The 18,470-nt window shown below is 47.2% G+C and carries 14 protein-coding genes; 6 read left to right on the top strand and 8 right to left on the bottom strand.

Annotated features, from left to right (window positions below; genetic code table 11):
• Positions 1-48 precede the first annotated feature (48 nt).
• Positions 49-2,508 carry a cache domain-containing protein gene (locus OSQ85_RS09510; protein ID WP_265822691.1) on the top strand — a complete coding sequence of 820 codons (2,460 nt, stop codon included), beginning with the start codon at positions 49-51 and terminating at the stop codon, positions 2,506-2,508.
• Between the two features lie 72 nt (positions 2,509-2,580).
• Here the strand turns inward: OSQ85_RS09510 and OSQ85_RS09515 are convergent, their stop codons facing one another.
• Complete coding sequence (locus OSQ85_RS09515) at positions 2,581-6,201, bottom strand: beta strand repeat-containing protein (protein ID WP_265822693.1); 3,621 nt, start codon at positions 6,199-6,201, stop codon at positions 2,581-2,583.
• A 131-nt stretch (positions 6,202-6,332) separates the two neighbouring features.
• Here OSQ85_RS09515 and OSQ85_RS09520 point away from each other — a divergent pair, with 131 nt between their 5' ends.
• The gene (locus tag OSQ85_RS09520; protein ID WP_265822694.1) at positions 6,333-6,758 is read left to right on the top strand and encodes an ATP-binding protein; all 426 of its coding nucleotides are present in this window, start codon (positions 6,333-6,335) and stop codon (positions 6,756-6,758) included.
• Positions 6,759-6,887: 129 nt separating this feature from the next.
• Here OSQ85_RS09520 and OSQ85_RS09525 read toward each other — a convergent pair whose 3' ends face one another.
• Positions 6,888-7,259: a hypothetical protein gene (locus OSQ85_RS09525; RefSeq protein ID WP_265822696.1), complete on the bottom strand. Its 372-nt coding sequence runs from the start codon at positions 7,257-7,259 to the stop codon at positions 6,888-6,890.
• Between the two features lie 312 nt (positions 7,260-7,571).
• Here OSQ85_RS09525 and OSQ85_RS09530 point away from each other — a divergent pair, with 312 nt between their 5' ends.
• Entirely contained in the window at positions 7,572-8,966 is a 1,395-nt protein-coding gene (locus tag OSQ85_RS09530; protein ID WP_265822698.1) for a sigma-54-dependent transcriptional regulator, read from the top strand.
• A 2-nt stretch (positions 8,967-8,968) separates the two neighbouring features.
• On the opposite strand, the gene OSQ85_RS09535 is transcribed toward OSQ85_RS09530, so the two are convergent.
• The 3 genes from OSQ85_RS09535 to OSQ85_RS09545 form a co-directional block, all read right to left on the bottom strand.
• Positions 8,969-9,394, bottom strand: coding sequence for a PAS domain S-box protein (locus OSQ85_RS09535; protein WP_265822699.1), 426 nt, complete (start codon positions 9,392-9,394; stop codon positions 8,969-8,971).
• Between the two features lie 78 nt (positions 9,395-9,472).
• A complete protein-coding gene (locus tag OSQ85_RS09540; RefSeq protein WP_265822701.1) occupies positions 9,473-10,486 on the bottom strand; it encodes a hypothetical protein in 1,014 nt (337 codons plus the stop codon).
• A gap of 151 nt (positions 10,487-10,637) precedes the next feature.
• A complete protein-coding gene (locus OSQ85_RS09545; RefSeq protein WP_265822702.1) occupies positions 10,638-10,979 on the bottom strand; it encodes an ArsR/SmtB family transcription factor in 342 nt (113 codons plus the stop codon).
• 68 nt (positions 10,980-11,047) lie between these two features.
• Between OSQ85_RS09545 and OSQ85_RS09550 the strand changes: the two genes are divergently transcribed.
• The 3 genes from OSQ85_RS09550 to OSQ85_RS09560 are packed head-to-tail and all read left to right on the top strand — an operon-like array spanning position 11,048 to position 12,942.
• Positions 11,048-12,208 (top strand): permease, encoded by a 1,161-nt coding sequence (locus tag OSQ85_RS09550; RefSeq protein WP_265822704.1) that lies wholly within the window; start codon positions 11,048-11,050, stop codon positions 12,206-12,208.
• 10 nt (positions 12,209-12,218) lie between these two features.
• Positions 12,219-12,518 (top strand): thioredoxin family protein, encoded by a 300-nt coding sequence (locus OSQ85_RS09555; RefSeq protein WP_265822706.1) that lies wholly within the window; start codon positions 12,219-12,221, stop codon positions 12,516-12,518.
• Position 12,519: 1 nt separating this feature from the next.
• A complete protein-coding gene (locus OSQ85_RS09560; RefSeq protein WP_265822708.1) occupies positions 12,520-12,942 on the top strand; it encodes an arsenate reductase ArsC in 423 nt (140 codons plus the stop codon).
• Here OSQ85_RS09560 and OSQ85_RS09565 read toward each other — a convergent pair.
• From OSQ85_RS09565 to OSQ85_RS09575, 3 genes are all read right to left on the bottom strand, one after another.
• Positions 12,939-16,526, bottom strand: a complete 3,588-nt coding sequence (locus OSQ85_RS09565; RefSeq protein ID WP_265822709.1) for a response regulator — start codon at positions 16,524-16,526, stop codon at positions 12,939-12,941. The genes OSQ85_RS09560 and OSQ85_RS09565 overlap by 4 nt on opposite strands.
• Before the next feature lie 2 nt (positions 16,527-16,528).
• Positions 16,529-17,554, bottom strand: a complete 1,026-nt coding sequence (locus tag OSQ85_RS09570; RefSeq protein WP_265822710.1) for an HD-GYP domain-containing protein — start codon at positions 17,552-17,554, stop codon at positions 16,529-16,531.
• 138 nt (positions 17,555-17,692) lie between these two features.
• Positions 17,693-18,406, bottom strand: coding sequence for a FadR/GntR family transcriptional regulator (locus OSQ85_RS09575; protein WP_265822711.1), 714 nt, complete (start codon positions 18,404-18,406; stop codon positions 17,693-17,695).
• Positions 18,407-18,470: the final 64 nt, after the last annotated feature.

Consider the following 18,470-nt stretch of genomic DNA (forward strand, 5'->3'; position numbering starts at 1 on the left):
TGATTATGACGGCATTTTAAAATATACTTTTATAAAGGATTATTAATAATGAGAAATATTTTCACCAGCTTGACGAGCGTTATATTTACGTGCCTTCTGGCGGCAGGGCTTGCATCTGCCGTGCCTTTTGCGCTGGTATTTTTTAACGAATACATAAATACAGCAGAGAAACTGACCGAAGCGGAAAGAACCAAAGCTTCGGAGATAAAAAAAGCCGAACTCAAGCATGATACCGAGCTTTTCGCAGGTTATATCAGGTTTCTGAGAGAAAGCAGCGAAGCAAAACTCAGGCAGCGTCTTTCTGATGCGGCATCAAAAGCTTACCTCATCACGTCTGACATATATTCCGAACACGGAACAAAAGAATCAAGAGACAGAATTATCAGACTGGTGAGCACTCCGCTTTTTCAGCTCCGTTTCCTGAACGGCAGCGGCTATATATTCGCCGTGGACAGAGAAGGGAAAACGCTGTTTTCGCCTTTTTCTGCCGATCTGCGTAAAAAGCTTGACCCGCAGAAACTGAAAGAAGCTGTCACAGATTCGGAAGGCTTTCTTAATATTCTCAGCAATAAAAACGGCCTGAGCGAAGCACCCCCGCTTTTTTCCAAGAGGATTCATGTCCGTTATTTCAGAGAACTGGATTTGTACATCTGCTCCGCCATATATTTTGACGACTTTGAGAAGGATCTGATGCGCAGTGCCGCCGATTTTGCGTCCTCTCTGGAAGCACCGGAAGGGGAAAAGCTTTTCATAGTGTCTGATGCCGGAGTACTGCTCACGGGGAAGAATGCCGGGAATAATCTTATGGCAGTCAATGACCCGCAGGGCAGAGATGTGCTCAACAGTCATATGGAAACTGCCCGCAGAGGCGGCGGATTTGTGAAATACACCCTGAACAGCTATGAAAACGGGGGAACACTCAGTAAAATATCCTATGTTATGCCTGTGGAGGGCTGGAACTGGGTGATAGGCAAGACAGCCGAGATCCCATCATTAACAGACACGTCCACGCCTTTTACAGCAAACGTAAATACGGTTCCTGTGTACTCCGCCCTTTTTGCCGCCTGCGCAGGCCTGTTTCTGATCGCAGCTTACCTCAGATTTAAAATACACAGCGGCTTCAGAAAGATTGAGGAATATGTGAGTAAATCCTTCGAAACAAAAACAGCAGAGCCGGAACCACTCACGGATTTACCGGATGAATTCAGAAAACTGGCTGAAACTATCCGTCCTCTTCTGGCAGTTCTATTTGATGAAAGCAGACAAAAGAAAGAACAAAAGCTCTTCTACAGCAAAATAACAGACAGCATCCCATTGGGCATCTATACAAAAAGCATAAAAAACAGCCACAGGTTCTCCATCTGGAACGAAGCCATGACTTCCATGTTCGGCGTACCATCCTCCTCAGCAATCGGCAAAACAGAGGATGAACTCAGGGACGAGTTTCCCCTTCTCCCCGTTTTCCGCGCAACGGACAAAGATGCGGAACTGATGAAAAGCTTCATCATTACCAAGGAGACTGAGGTTCAGACCACTAAAGGGAAATTAATAGTCACCGTTACCGCCATTCCCGTTTTCAATGAAAAAGGCGATGTTGAAACCATTCTCGGCATTGTGGAAAACAAAACATCCGGCAGGAAGCTTGAGAAAGAGCTGACTGCCAAAACAGCCCAGCTTGAGGAGCTTAATCATAACCTTGAGGAAGCAATAAAGGCCGAGACGGAAAAACGCAGGAAAAACGAGCACCTTCTCTTTGAGCAGTCAAAATTCACTGCTATGGGGCAGATGATAAACGCAATAGCCCACCAGTGGAGGCAGCCGATAAACGCTCTGGGGCTTTACATTCAGGACTTTGAAGACTCCTTTGAAAGCGGCGAAATGAATATGGAATATGTGAAAAGCATGACGGAAAGCTGCATGCACCTGATTGTTTATCTCTCTAAAACCATTGACGATTTCAGGAACTTCTACGCTGCAAATGAGGCGAAAGTGCGTTTCAACACCGCAGAGCTTGTATTTGAAAGCCTCGGAATGATCACAGCGAAGGCGGAATATGCCAACATCGAACTTTTTGTCGTTATGAACAGTTCCGAGCCGGTGCCTGTTTACGGACATATGAAAACGGAAGACTGTAAAAATACGGCATACGAGGCGGAAGGCTTCCCCACCGAATTCAAGCAGGTTCTGCTGAACATTTATCACAATGCAGTGGAAGCCATATCAGAAAACAAAAAATCAGGCAAGGCACCGAGAACAGGAACAATTGTCACCCGCGTAATCGGCGGCAGCCGGGACGTGACCGTGGAAATAAAAGATAACGGCGGCGGCATACCTGAGGACATAATGCCTGATATATTTGACCCCTATTTCACCACCAAGGAGCAGGGAAAAGGCTCCGGCGTGGGTCTCTACATGTGCCGCACGGTAATTGAAACCAATATGGGCGGAAAAATATCTGCCCGGAATGAAGAGGACGGCGCAGTTTTCACCATCACCCTTCCCCGCTGAACAGAAACCCAGTTATTCAGAGCAGCCGGATTGCGGCAGAGGACTCTGTCAAGCCCCCTGCCCCGGTACTTTTTAGTTAACCGTCAGTGTGGCGGTCTCTGATATTCCTGCTTTATTAACAGTTATAGTAACTGTTCCGTCATTTACCGCATCTCCGGTGGCAAGCCCGGTTGCGTTTATGGTTGCCACGCCCGTATTACTGCTTGACCATGTAGTACCCGCCGCGTTTGTTATGTCCTCTGTGGAACCGTTGGTGTATGTGGCAATAGCCGTGTACTGCTGAGTAGCCCCGTTGGCTATTGTCGCTGCCGGAGGGGTGAGTGATATTGATGTAATGGCATATCCTGTCACGGTAACGGCGGATGAACCTATAACCGCGCCGACAGTTGCCCTTATTGTTGTGGAGCCTGCAACAACACCTGTCACCAGTCCTTTGTCAACCCCCGCCGTATTACCGACTGTGGCGCGGGAAGTCATGAGAGATGTCCAGTTTGCAGTTTCCGTTATAATAGACGTGCTTCCGTTGGAGTAATGCCCTATTGCCGTAAGCTGAACGACCTCACCCACAACCACGGAGAACGGAGCCGGGGTAACGGTTATGTTTGTAAGTGTTGCCGGGTTAACCGTCAGTGTCACAGACGGAGAAGTCACGCTGCCGAGTGTGGCTGTGACAGTTGTTGAGCCCTGAGCCACAGAAACGGCAAACCCTCTGGAGCCTGCCGTGTTGCTTATGGAAGCTATGGAGTAGTCACTGAGTGTCCATGTCACCTGCTCTGTAATATCCGCCGTGAAGCCTGTGGAGTATGTTCCGGTCGCGGTGAACTGCTGGCTGTTGCCCAGAGCTACAGAAACGCCCGCAGGAGTTACTGCAATTGATGTCAGCGTAGCCGCATCCACCTTGAGTGTTGTTGAGCCCGCTGCGCCTGAAAGGTAAGCGATTATGGTAACAGGTGTCGCGTTATTGGCTATTGCGGTCGCAAGCCCCTTTGTTCCGGCAACGTTGCTGATTGAGGCAACGGCGGGGTTATCAGAAATCCATGTGACTGCCGAAGTTATATCCCCGCTTGTACCATCAGTATATACGCCTGTCGCAGTGAACTGAACAGTTGTGCCTTCATAGGCGGAAGGAACCACAGGGGTAATATTTATCGCAGTGAGGGTAGCAGGGGTTACCGTAACAGGCGCATTGGCAGATGTAACAGAGCCTATGGCGGCGGTAATGTTTGTCAAACCTGCTGATATTGCCGTCACAAGCCCTTTGCTGCCGGCGGCGTTGCTCACTGTTGCCCTTGCTGTTACGCTTGAGCTCCATGCGGCAATGGCAGTTACATCCATGGATGAACCGTCGGAATAGTAGCCAGTAGCAAGGAACTGCCTTGTGCTGCCCACAGGGAGACTGTTCACCATAATGGGGTTAAGGACAATAGATGTAAGCGCCGCAGGGTTAACAGTCAGCGATGCTGTTCCCGTTACCCCGCTGTATGATGCCGTCAGAGTTGCAGTTCCTTCCGCAATTCCTGTCGCAAGCCCCTTAGTTCCCGCTGCATTGCTCACGGCAGCGACTGACGCGGCGGAGGAGCTCCATGTAACAAGCTCAGTTATATCCTGAGTTGAATAATCGGAATATATGCCGATCGCCGTCATTTGTCTGGTGGCGCCGAGAGCCACGCTTGAAGAGGCAGGGGTTACGGATATGTGGGTCAATGCAACAGCCGTGACTGTAACCGCTGAGGTTCCCGTCACGCCGCTGAGAGAGGCCGATATTGTCGCCGTTCCTGTGTTGACAGCCGTCACAAGCCCGTTTGTGCCCATGGCGTTGCTTACGGAGGCTGATGCCGCATTTGTGGATGCCCAAGTAACGGATGAGGTTATGTTAACATTCGTGTTGTCTGAGTATATGCCCGTTGCGGTGAACTGCTGAGTGCTCCCTTTGGACATGCTTGCGGTAAGGGGAGTAACCTGAACAGTATTCAGCACGGCGGGTGTTACGGTAAAGTTAGTGGTATCGCTCAATCCGCCCAGAGTTGCGGTGATAACCGTTGAACCCTGCGCAAGAGTATAAGCCATGCCTCTGGTTCCCGCTGCGTTGCTTATAGAAGCAACGGGGCTCTCCACCGACCATGTCACAAGGGCGGTCACATCCATCGTGGTGTTATTGGAGTATGTGGCTGTAGCCGTAAACTGCTGGGTAAGTCCAAGCGGAACGGACGGTGCTTCGGGAGTTATCTGGATAGACTGCACAGTGGCAGGTGTCACAGTGAGGGTTGCTGCCCCGCTGCTTATCATACCCACTGAGGCGGTTACCTGTGTTGAACCCGCTGCGAGAGAGGAGGCAAGCCCTTTTGTGCCCGCCGCGTTGCTCACCGTGGCTGCTGCGCCGTTTGAGGAATCCCACACTGCGGTTTCAGTTATGTCCGCCGTGCTGCCGTCTGTATATATCCCTGTTGCCGTGAACTGCTGATCAAAGCCGTTCGCTATTGAAGCCACAGGCGGGGTTATCTCTATTGATACAAGTGCGGCGGCAGTTACCGTAACAGTGACTGAGCGTGAAACAGCGCCTACTGTGGCTGTTATATTAGCCGTTCCGGCGGATACGCCGGTCACAAGACCGCCTGAAACAGTCGCCCTCGCGCCGTTTGATGTTGACCATGAAGCATAAGAAGTAACGTCCTGCGTGCTGCCGTCAGAATATGTGCCTGTGGCGGTAAGCTGAACCGTTGTGCCGGAGGGGAGGCTCACCACTGCGGGAGTTATATCTATGGAAGTAACGCTGATAGGCTCAACGTGAATTGTTGTGGTGTCCGTGATGGAGCCTACTGCAGCAACAATTACGGATGTTCCCACAGCAAGCGTGTTTACAAGCCCTTTGGAGCCTGATGCGTTGCTCACTGTTGCCACATTCGTGCTTTGGGAAACCCAAGTGGCATCAGCAGTTACGTTTCTCGTAGTTCCGTCTGAGTAATACCCCACAAGGGTAAGCTGCCTTGTGGCGCCAGCGGCGTTCACAGGTTCATCCGGCTCGATCTCCACCCTTTGCAGTGTTGCGCTGCTCACGGTTATGACAGCCGTGCCTGTAAAACCGCCGAGAGAGGCTGTGACATTTGTTGTTCCGGCAGATGCGGAAAGCACAAAACCTTTGCTCCCGCTGTTATTGTTAACACCTGCAACTGCCGGGGCGGAGCTTTCCCAGACTGCGGTTGCTGTGACATCCTTGGTTACTTTGCCGAGGGCAGTGTTATGATAAACTCCGGTTGCGGTAAGCTGGTTTGATGAACCGAGTGAAAGAGTCGGTTTTGTGGGGGTGACTGCTACACCTATGAGTATTTCACCGTCCCCAACAAGGACAGTTGCTGATTTGGTAACATTTTTATATTCAACAGTAATCGTTGCTGTTCCGTTTGCATACCCTGTGACAAGCCCGGTCTGGCTTACTGTGGCTATGGCGTTGTCGGATGATCTCCAGTCGGCTTCCGGGTTGACTGTTATATCAACGCTAGTGTCATCCGAGTAAAGGGCAACAGCCTCAAGCTGAACCGTGCGCCCTATTATTATACTGGCGGAAGGAGGGCTTATTACGATATTCTCCAGCCGGACTTTTCCGTCATCCCCGCCGCCGCTGCTTCCTCCGCTGCAAGCAGCAAGCACAAGCATCAGGGCGGAAAGTATAAATAAAAGGGTTTTTCTGAGACTCACGGCAACCTCCTGGAACCAAAGGAACATAAAACTAAAATAAGACTAATATTCAATCGTAATACAGCGATAATATCTTTAACATTAAACAATACCCTTTTCACCTAAAAATAACAACTGCCGCGGGCACAATTATGAAAAATACAATAAAACTTTCTTTCAGGCCGGATATTTCCGTGATTGCCGATGAATGTGAGAAGCTTGAGTCTGTTTTGACAGAAACCGGAATAGAGGCTTCCCCTGCGCTCAAGGTGCGCTGCATAGCCCATGAGATTCTGGTAAATGTAGTCAGACACGGCAAGCTGCGCGGTGAAACAGGGAACATAACCCTTGATATAGATATTCAGGAAAACAAAATAGAAATGCTGTTCATAGATAACGGTGCAGAATGGATGCCTGATAATGAAGTTATCAGACATCCTTTCCGCTACAGCTCCGAGGAAGAACTTTACGCCCCTTCGGGCAAAGGACTCAGGCTTATCGGAGCCATGTGCCGCACTTACCGTATGGTCAGATATAACGGCAGGAATCACACGTCTGTTTCAGTTGAACTGAAATAGTCCTGCCTGTCAGATTTAAAGTGGGCAGGGCCTAAATACCGCAGGCCAGCCGCGGCAGCCCTGCCCGTCAGATGTATATGATGAACGGGGTCTCAAACTGCCCGGAGGCAGCCCCATTCGTCAGATGTGTCAGCAGAGCTCCACAAGCCGTTTCAACTGCTCAGGATTAACATCCCTGCTGACAACAAAATCCGCTTCGGTCAGATTATCTGCAAACTCGCTCGGCTTCGTCACGATTATCACCGAGAGATCTTCTTTTTTGCTCTTCATCTTGATCAGAAATGCATTAAGCACTTCAGCCGGAATCCTGCCGGGGTTTATATCAAGAAGAAGAACATCCACATCTATGTTGTCCAGTATGGACGACATATCACTCAGGCTTCTTCCTATGGTGAGTCTTTTTATCCTGTTTTTTACTGAAAGGATAAATTCTTCTGAAATATATTCACCTTCGCAGAAGTAAAGCAGACTTACGTTTTCGAATTTAGTTTCGGCGACCATAAACCACCTCGTAAAATAATGATGCACTTTTTGTGTCTGCCTAGGTATAGTGCAAGAGGTGTGCCAATTTGTGTTTTTTTCTTGTTAGGAATTTTTATTATTTTCATAAACTATTGTATATAAAGCCGTTTATTCTTTCATCTATAACAATTATGACACACGATTGCCAAAATAACAAATTAACATGCTAATAAAAAATGCCTTAAAACAATACAAAGCACATCTCTTTATAAAAAATATGTGACACATTTTGAAACAGCGCCAAACGGGTTTGCTTGCAATCACAGAAGAAACCCAATAAAATAAAGCATTATGGATACTTACAAAATAATGCTGGTCGATGATGACCTGTCACACCTTGAATATACAGCACGTATCATAGGCAAGAGCTTCACCCAGAAGCCTGTCTGCATTAATGACAGCCGTGAGGTTCTCACCACTCTTGAGGAAGGCGGATTCTGCCTTATCCTGCTGGATATTAACATGCCTCATATCAACGGGCTTGAGCTTCTGACCGACATCAATTTCAGGTTCCCGGAAATCCCTGTGGTTATAGTGACCGCCGCGGAAGATTCCGAAACAGTTGTTTTCGCCGTGCGTCAGGGCGCTTTTGACTATGTTACGAAAGCATCCGGCAAAAACAGGCTGGTAGCCGCCGTTACCAAAGCTGTTAAACACTATTTCACCATGAAGGAACTGGATAAGCTTAAGGAAGATTTTTTTGATCCGGCTGACCACAGCATGATTTCTCAAAAGTTTGTCTCAAACAGTCCAAGAATGGCGCGTGTTTTCGGCTACATGAAAAATATAGCCCCCACCCCTACCCCTGTTCTCATCACCGGGGAAACAGGAGTCGGTAAGGAATTGATAGCAGAGCTTATTTATGATATGTCCGGTATGAAGGGGCGTATGGTAAAGGTTAATGTATCAGGCCTTGATGACACTGTGTTTTCCGATACCCTTTTCGGCCACGTTAAGGGCGCTTTTACCGGAGCGGACGGAATGCGGGAAGGTTTGGTGAAATCCGCGGAAAACGGGGTGCTTTTTCTTGATGAAATAGGCGATCTGGAACAAAGCTCACAGGTTAAGCTTCTCCGGCTTCTTCAGGATAATTCATACTACCCTCTGGGCTCGGACACTGTACGGCAGGTGAACACCAAAATTGTCGCCGCAACAAACAGAGACCTGAAAACAATGAGCGAAACAGGAGAGTTCCGCAAGGATCTCTACTACCGCCTCATGTTCCATAATATAACCATACCTCCGCTGAGAGAGCGCAAGGAGGATATTCTCCCTGTAACGGAGCACCTGCTTGCTGAAATTGCGGAAAAATACAATACGCGCAAGCCGGTTATAACTGCGCCGGCTCTTATACTGATGACCGGGTACGAGTACCCAGGCAACGTGCGGGAGCTTGAAGGCATACTCCATGACATGGTGGCGGAGTCACATCCTGAGATCATAGATGACAAGCTGGTTGCAGACTATTTCAGAAGAAAAGGGCTTAAGCTTGCAGTGCAGATCGAGATCCCCGGTCTCGCAGACAGGCTTGAGATTAGCTACAGGGGCGTTTTCCCAACCATAAAAGAGGTCAGTGATCACCTCATACAGATGGCGCTGGACGAAGCGGAAGGAAATATTTCAAAGGCGGCTCAGCTTCTGGGAATAAACAGGCAGACAATCTACAGACACCTTTCCGAACAGTAGGCTCAGCCTGTCGCCCGGCCTGTGTCTGTAATATCCTTGATTTCAGAAAGAAGATACCTCTTCCCGTCAAATAAATGAGTCTTTGAAATAACCTCCACATCCCTCACTCTGCCGTCAGCAAGTCTGTGGGGGAAAATAAAGTTGCTTCTGCTGTTTTTAGCAGCTTCCAGCCTCTTCTTCATCACCACAAAGTAAGGCAGTGTGTTTATCTCGGTTATCTTCATGGAAATGAGACGCTCAAAAGGATAACCGTAGAAATGGACGGCAGCGATGCTGGCATCAAGAATATGCCCGCTCAGGGAATCTATAACAAGAAGAATACGCTCTGAAAAACGCTGTTCATCATTCAGAATTTTTTTAGATAATGAAGGCTGCTCCGGAGAGAGCCTGAAACCGGCTTTGTCTGCATTGCCATTGCGGCTGTCCATAAATCATTCCTCAGGAATATTGTGTATATGTATTACTATATCCTGTGAAGGTAATATGCACAACCGTTTTACAAAAATTTACGTTTGTGCCTCTTTTTCGGCCAGAATCGTTCTTGCGGCTGCAATTGCCCACATATCGAAGAAGGTGTTTTCAAGATACTCAAGCTGATGGCTGTCCAGCTTTTTGAGCCCCATTCCCTGAATAACGGAAGACATAAGAGTGTTAAAGCGCATGTAAAGCGGATGACGCTCACCTATCACCCTGCGCATAACAGTATTCACATTTCTGCGGAACTCAATCACATCCTTATTTTCCAGAGCCAGAATGTGGTTAATGGGATATTCCTCCGGCTTTTTCTTATAACCGAACCAGAATATAAACCTGAACATCCAGACCAGATTGGCTGTTTCTATTATCCTGCCGCCTGAAGCGTGTATGTAGTCAGAATTGTACTCGCTGGCGAACTTCCGGTTATTATACTTTCTTCTCAGCGAGTAGCCCGTGCTGATTGCTTCCGCACAAACCCGGAGCAGACGCTCCACTCCGCGGTAAAGCTCCTGAAGAGCCTCCTTGCTCCCCTCAACAAGGTCTGAGTTAACTGTATGTATATCATAGCAGTAGTTATATATGCCGCTGATAGTCTTTTTCAGGCCGGAGGCAGTGTTTATAAGATCATTAAGATACTTTCTGTCATCATCATCAAGAGTCACAAGCATTTCAGACTTGCAGAAAGTTACAAGGCTCTTAAGGTACGATATGCTTGCGTTGTAATATGTGAACACACCTTCGGAAGGTTTGTCAAAGGAAAGAGCCTTTCTAACCGGTTCATCCCACTGGGTGAGATCCCTGTTGCAGTCCGCAATCCAGCCGTAGAACTCTTTTTCAAGCTTTTCAGCCCATTCCACGCAGTTATCAGCTATGGATATAACATCAAGTTTAATATCCATTACCTGACTATGCTTCATATCAGCCCTGTGCCACTTGCTTTCAGGGCTGAAAACATCACGCTGAACCCGTTTTGACAAAACAAGATCAATGTTTTTAACAAAACGCAGTGCCTGCTCGTCCACGCATCTTAGAGGAGAATACACGTTCGGAACCCGACCTCCTGTTTATCAATAAATATCTGTCAACAATAAAACTCTGGAATATAAGATATAAAGAAAGAATCATAGCGCAACAAAAAATGTGAAAATTCACATCAAAAACTGAACATTTGCATATCAGTGTGTGCCGGAAAGCCTATTCATAAAGCTTTTCAGCACACATAACGCGATCTGCCGAGGCAAGTTTTTTCTTTTCCTCAGAAAAGTCTATTCCCTCCGAGCAGATATTCAGCAGCCTTATGCAGTAAGGATCATCCGTGAGAGTGTAGGTTATCCACCTCCCCTCTTTTTTATCAAAAATAAGCCCTGCTTTTTTAAGCACTTTGAGATGAGCCGAAATAGTGGAAAGGGCTATATCCATCATATAATTTATCTCACACACGCACAGGGGGCGTATATTAAGCAGCATCAATATTTTAAGCCTGCTTTCATCCGCAAACCCCTTAAGTATTCTTACTCTTGATTCAGTATTTTCCATTTTTATATCCATAAAAATATATTGACTCGCCTGTTAAAAAAATATACTAATCCTTTCAGAGGTAAAACATGAAAGAACGAAATATATTCCTTATCTTAGCGGCCATGTTCGGGTTCATTTATTTTGTGCCGTTTTCCTCTCCGAAAGTCTCCGGAGCCATACTGGAGGCCTTTTACCTTCTTCAGGACTATGTCAGGGAACACACCCTCACCTGCCTTATCCCCGCTCTTTTCATAGCCGGAGCTATGAGTATTATGATCTCTCAGGCCTCTGTGGTCAAGTATTTCGGTGCTGAGGCAAAAAGAGTTACGGCGTATGGAGTTGCATCTGTTTCAGGAAGCATACTTGCTGTCTGCTCCTGCACCATTCTGCCTCTGTTTGCCGGAATATATTCCAGAGGTGCGGGCATAGGCCCTGCCATTGCTTTTGCTTATTCCGGTCCGGCAATAAATATACTCGCAATTGTACTCACCGCAAGAGTGCTCGGCGCTGAAATGGGTATTGCACGTGCGCTCGGTTCTGTGGTGTTCGCGGTGACAATCGGGCTGATAATGGCTCTTATCTTCAAAGATGAGGCAAAAACGCAGAGTGCCCCCAAACGGGCTCAGGCTGCCCGTTCATCACGCTCCGCAGGCATGACAGTTCTCTTTTTTGCGGTGATGAGCGCCGGGCTGGTATTTGCCACGTGGGCGAAACCTGACTTTGAAAGCGGCAGACTTTTTTCGCTTATTTATTCACTAAAATGGTATCTTGCTGCTGTTAGTCTGCTTTTAACGGTTTACCTGTCTTTCAGGTACATGAAAAGCGATGAACGCAGAACATGGATGACAGAAACATGGTCATACTCTAAAATGATAATTCCGCTTTTGTTCATAGGAGTTTTTGCTGCGGGTTTCCTTCTGGGCAGACCGGGGCATGAGGGTATAATTCCCTCACTGTACATAGAAAACCTTGTTGGCGGAAACAGCCTGAGGGCAGTTCTCACTGCATCGGTGATAGGCGCTTTCATGTATTTTGCCACTCTTACGGAGATACCTATTCTTCAGGGACTCATAGGTGCAGGTATGGGCAAAGGCCCCGCTCTGGCTCTTCTGCTGGCTGGTCCGGCGCTGAGTCTGCCCAGCATGCTGGTTATCAGGAGTGTTATAGGAACCAAAAAAACTGCGGTGTATGTTCTGCTGGTGATAGTGATGTCCACAGCCGCAGGTATGATATACGGAAAATTCTAAGAGGTGACATATGATTATAAAAGTTCTCGGACCCGGATGCCACAACTGCCAGATTGTTCACGAAAACGTGCTCAAAGCAGTGGAAGAGCTTGAACGCACTGATATTACAGTGGAATACGTGAAAGATACCGCGAAAATATCAAAATACGTCATGGCTACCCCCGGTGTAGTGATAGACGAAGTTGTGGTTCATGAAGGAAAGCCCCTCCCCACTGTGGATATAATCAAAGAGATGATAATAGACGAGGAATACGACTTCGGCGACGGCGAAAGCTCAGGCGGATGCGGTTGCGGCGGATGCGGATGCTGATATGAAAAAAAGTGTCCTTTTTGTATGCATTCACAACAGCGCCAGAAGCCAGATGGCCGAAGCCCTGCTGAACAGCATGGCTCCCGATAAATTCATTGCCGAAAGCGCAGGACTGGAACCGGGTAAGCTTAACCCTTTCGCAGTGCGTGCTATGGCGGAAATAGGCATAGATATTTCGAAAAACAGCACAAATGCAGTGGCAGACTACCTTAAGGAAGGCAGACAGTATGACTATGTGATTGCTGTCTGCGATAAGGAGGCTGCCGAGCAGTGCCCGATATTCCCCGGAACGGGTGAAAAACTCCACTGGGCGTTTGCAGATCCCTCATCATTTAAAGGAACGGATGAAGAAACACTGGCATTCGCAGCATTTGTAAGGGATGAAATTGAGAGCAGGATTAAGGAGTGGCTCAGCGGTTTCTAGCTGTGCTCACTCCTGAGTATTTTGAGAGCGTCATCAAACTCATAGCTGTTTATGGCCTTGTGCAGCCTTTTGAACTCCTGATCGCTGAAAAAAGCCGAGGCCTGTTCACGGACACTCATAAAATAGTCCACAGTCTCGCTGTCGTCATCTTCAAGCAGGCTGCACATCTTTTCCATAATGCGCTCAAAATCCTCTCTGGAAACAGTCTGAACCGGTTCAGGCTGTTTTGCAGGTGCTGATGATTTAAGAGCGGCAGTAATAGCAGAGGTAAGCCTGCTCGTTTCTGCGGCGAACTCTTCCGCAGCGGTCTGATAGTTCCCTTCATCAGCAATCAGTTTTTCAAGCGCTCCTGACAGTTCGTACAGTTTGTCCGCACCTATATTGCCGGCAACACCCTTGACAGTGTGTGCTGTGATTTCAGCAGTTTTAAGATCACCTTTTTCAAGTTCTGACAGAAGTTTTTTGCCCGTGTCCGTGTTTGATGCGGCAAATTTTTCAAGCATCCTAAGGTAAAGCCCTGTCTTGCCTGCCACAGTCCGCAGCCCCTTCTTAAAGTCAAGGCCTTCAACAGGCGGAATATCAGGTTCATTAAGCGCACTCCCCACGGAAACACTGCAAATTCCGCCGAACTCACCGGTTATGCAGAAGCTTTTCATGCAGCTGTAAAGTTCTTCGGGCATCAGAGGTTTTGTTATATGTCCGTTCATGCCCGCCTCGCGTGTTTTCCTTCGCTCCTCATTGAGAGCATGGGCAGTCATGGCTATAACAGGAAGCTCAGCAAAATGCGTATCGGCTCTTATAATCTTTATGGCCTCGTATCCGTCCATTTCCGGCATCTGGAGATCCATGAAGACTATATCGCACCTCTCTCCGGATTTCAGGAAAGAAACAGCCTCTTTACCGTTTTCGGCCTCAAACACCACCGCGCCGGTATCTTCGAGAAGCTCAACAGCTATCTGACGGTTTATCTCATTGTCATCAACCACAAGCACACGCACACCGCTGAAATTCTCGGCTGTGACGGCTGCTTTTATATCAACCTCATATCCGGACTTGAAAACAACTGATGTGACACCGTCAATCAGAGAGGATGCTGTCACAGGTTTCAGGATAGAGCCATGCGCTCCGTGCAGTTCAACTGTCTTACGGTCAAGCTCCCTGCCGAATGCAGTAACAAGAATCACATAGGGCTTATTTTTTATTTTATGGTCGTTTGCGATAATGCCCGCAGCTTCCAGACCGTTCATATCCGGCATCTTCCAGTCCATAAGCACTATTTTGTATGGTTCGCTGGCATCATGCTCTTTTATCATTATCAATGCATCCTCTGCGCTGCCTGCCTCATCGGGCTCAAAGTCCAGATTTTGAAGTATTTCCATTATGATCTGCCTGGCTGATGAATTATCATCCACAACAAGAAACTTCATATCTTTAAGATGCTCCTGACCGTATTTCAGCCACGGAGCCACAGCGGTTCCGGTCTCAAATACTGCACTGAAAGAGAATGTGCTCCCTTTGCCGTACTCACTCTCAACCTTTATTGAGCCGCCCATGAGCTCTGTCAGTTTTCTTGATATGCTTAAACCAAGTCCTGTTCCGCCGTATTTTCTGGTGGTTGTTCCGTCTGCCTGAGCAAATGCGGCGAACAGTCTGTTTTTCTGTTCCTCGAAGAGCCCCACCCCTGTGTCCCGCACAGCAAAAGCTATTTCGGCCTTATCGTCAATTTTTCTAATCAGCCTGACACTGAGCTCAACCTCTCCCTCTTCGGTAAACTTGATGGCGTTGTTCACAAGGTTAATAAGCACCTGTCCCAGCCTGAGAGGGTCGCCTTTTATCACGGCAGGCACATCCGAGGCGACATGAAGCAGAAACTCCAGCCCCTTCTCCTCTGCCTTCTGGAACACCACAGTAACAATGTTCTCCAGAACGGAATCAAGCTCGAACTCAATATTCTCAAGCTCAATCTTGCCCGCCTCAACTTTTGAGAAATCGAGTATGTCATTTACAATGGAAAGCAGCGATGCCCCTGCGTTTTTTACTTTCCTTATGTAGTCTGCCTGTTTCAGAGTAAGCTCTGTTTTCAGCGCCAAATCACTCAGACCTATAATGGCGTTGAGCGGTGTGCGTATCTCATGGCTCATGTTGGCAAGGAAGATAGACTTCGCTTCTGTGGCGCTTTCCGCTGTCAGTCTGGCTGCTTCAAGCTCCTTCATCACCCGTTTTTTATCGGTTATATCCTCTTTGATTCCCACGAAGTTTGTAATTTCCCCTGCACTGTTTTTCACCGGGGATACTACAACTGATTCCCAGTAGGAGCCGCCGGATTTTTTCCTGTTCAGAAACTCACCGTGCCACTCATTACCGGCAAGAATAGTATCCCACAGGGAGCGGTAAACAGCATCATCAGTGTTTCCTGATTTCAGTATGGAAGGCGTACTGCCCTTTGCCTCTTCAAAGCTGTATTCAGTAAGCTCGGTAAACTTGGGATTAACATACTCTATCCGACCTTCAGCATCGGTAATCATAATGGAAGCCGGGCTCTGCTCAACAGCTTTGAAAATTTTGCGGTTCTGCTCTTCCGCAGCCATTCTCATCTTTCTGTTGCCCAATGCCACATAAACCATACCCAGAACTATCAGAACCACAGAAAACACAACCCAGAAAACAGAATACCTGACCACCGGAGGAAGAATATTTTCCATTTTGACAAGGTAAGCTATCCGCCATGTACCCTCAAGATCATGCCAGTCAACAGGGTGAGTTTTGACCAGATATTTCTCTCCTTTCAGTGTTATATCTTTTCCGTCCAGAACAGCACCCAGTTCCTCTGCATCCCGTTCAAAAGAAGCACCGAACCTCCTGAGAGAGGACAGCATTTTTTTCTTCTCCTGATTCAGGCTGCCCGCTACCTTATAAAGATATTCCGGCCTGTTGGATGCGAAAATAACGCCATGGGGGGAAACCATAAAGACGGGATCCTCATATCTGCTCATGAAATCCTCAAGGTGTTTGATGGAATCCTTAACCACTATTACGCCTATGATCTGAGAATCTGATCTTTTATCCGCATATACGGGTGTGGCGATGTAAAGACCTCGCGTTTTGGAAGAAATACCCTGCGCAGCAAAAACGTTCTGCACACCCTTTATAGCCTGAATAAAATAGGGACGGAAACTGAAGTTCTGACCTGTAAGAGTTATGGGGGATATGTCCGAATAGGAAACAACTATTCCCTGCTTATTCAGGATATAAACTGCCTCAGCGTCATTTTCTTTAAGAACCACCTCCTGAATATCAGTAACAAGAGGGTGATCATAAGGCAGGTCACCGAGAACTATAGATTTGATATATATATTTATTATGCCGAGAATGTTTGCTGCGCCCATGCTTTTGCTGTAAATGGTTCGGGAGTGAATGTTGTCAACTATTTCGGAAGCCCTTATCTGTATTTCAGAGCGCTTTTTGAATATGAATATTTTTTCAGTGACCTCAACCGCAACGTAGGCCGTTGTGAGAGATACGAAAAAAAGAGCGGAAACAACTGCAAATAATTTTAAAAATCCAAGTGCTTTTTTGCGTTTCATTTTCAGTCACCGAAGTTCTCTTTAATGTTCAGTACATCCGGCATGCATTTCAGAAAGGCTTCCGCCATTCTGGGGTCAAAGTGCCTGCCGCTTTCGCTGCGGATGTAATCCACAGCCTTTTCTATGCTCCATGCAGCTTTGTAAGGCCTCACACTGGTGAGCGCATCAAAAACATCCGCAACAGCCGCTATACGCCCTATTATCGGAATCTCCTCCCCTTTTAACCCATCCGGATAACCGCTGCCGTCCCATTTTTCGTGGTGCGTAAGTGCAACAGTAGCCGCAGTTTTAAGAAGCTCGGAACCGTGACCGCCGATAATTTTAAACCCGATCTTAGAGTGCTCCTTCATCAGCCGCCACTCCTCCGCATCAAGAGGTCCGGGTTTCAGCAGTATATTATCAGGTATGCCTATTTTACCTACATCATGCATGGGGGCAGCGGTGAGTATAAGTTCCGCCTCAGAGTCCTTCATGCCGATTTTCTTTGCAATAAGCTGGCAGTATCTGCTCATACGGATAACGTGCATTCCGGTTTCGTTGTCTTTATATTCAGCGGCAAAACCAAGGCGTCTGATTATCTCAAGTCTTGTTTCCTGCAGTTCCTTTGTGCGTTCGCGCACCATATTTTCAAGCATGCGTTTGTTATCATACATAGCAAGCTGCGTTTTGACTCTGGCAAGAACAATGGGAGCACTCACAGGTTTTGTGATATAGTCCGCTCCTCCGGCACTGAAACCTTTAGACTCGTCTTCTACCTCACCTTTGGCGGTTATGAAAATAACAGGAATTGAACGGGTGATTAAACTGGACTTGAGCGCACGGCATACTTCATAGCCGCTTATTTCGGGCATCATGACATCAAGCAGGATTATATCAGGCAAATCCTTTTCTGCAATTTCAATTGCCTTGCGCCCGTTGATGGCTACCTTAACCTTGAATTCAGGTTTAAGTATATTACTGAGAATGTCTATATTCTCAGGGACATCGTCCACAACGAGAACAGTCTGTCTTCTGTCATGGTCATCCATAAGATACCCCGCATAAGCACAGTTATTTTGTCCGTATTAGATAATAACACAGCTTGCAGGGATAATGACAAAAAATAGTATATAAAAATTACATTTTGTGCAGATTTCTAACTAAAGAAGTTGGTTTCAGGAATCAGACTATTTATTAGTTCTGACTATTTCATTAACTTCATCAACAACATATTCCATATGTTCAAGCATAGCCTTGTACGCCTCCTCAGGATCACGGGCGTTTATACCTTCGTAGATCTTCTGATGCTGGAGATAAAGCCGCTCGAAACGTTCATTATCAGTGTAAAGACGTGAACGAACCTCATAGCTTACCTTTTCCACCCACTGGTATATTGTGTTCATGATGTGGATCAGCAGTATGTTGTTGGTGGCGTATGATATTGTGTTGTGAAAATTTGCATCGGGGATGTGTCCCACCTCTCCTTTGTCAAGAGCTGAGCGCATTTCATCCAGATACTCCTTCATATTGGCTATCTCTTCATCGCTGGCACGCATGGCGGCAGTTTTGGCAGCCCATGTTTCAAGGATTTTGCGCACTTCCATCAGGTCGACTATGGCATCCTCACGCTTGATGAACTCCTCCATAGCCTTATCGATGGTCTGGGAAGTGAGGGATTTTACATAGGTTCCGTCACCGTGGTTCTGGGTCAGAAACCCCTGCGCCTCCAGCTTGTGGAGAGCCTCTCTCAGTGACGGACGGCTTACGCCAAGCTGCGCGGCAAGCTCCCTTTCCGATGGAAGCCTTTCCGCCGGGGCAAGCTGCGCAGTGAGTATCATTTTCTTTATCTGTTCATAGATAATGTCACTTATCTTTTTCTGTCTAATCTTTTCAAACTTCATTTCCACGGCCTTTAACAGTAAGTAGCATTGAAAGAGTATATATTAAAAATTACATTTTTCTAAT

Source organism: Geovibrio ferrireducens, assembly GCF_026226615.1.
Taxonomy (GTDB): Bacteria; Chrysiogenota; Deferribacteres; order Deferribacterales; family Geovibrionaceae; genus Geovibrio; species Geovibrio ferrireducens.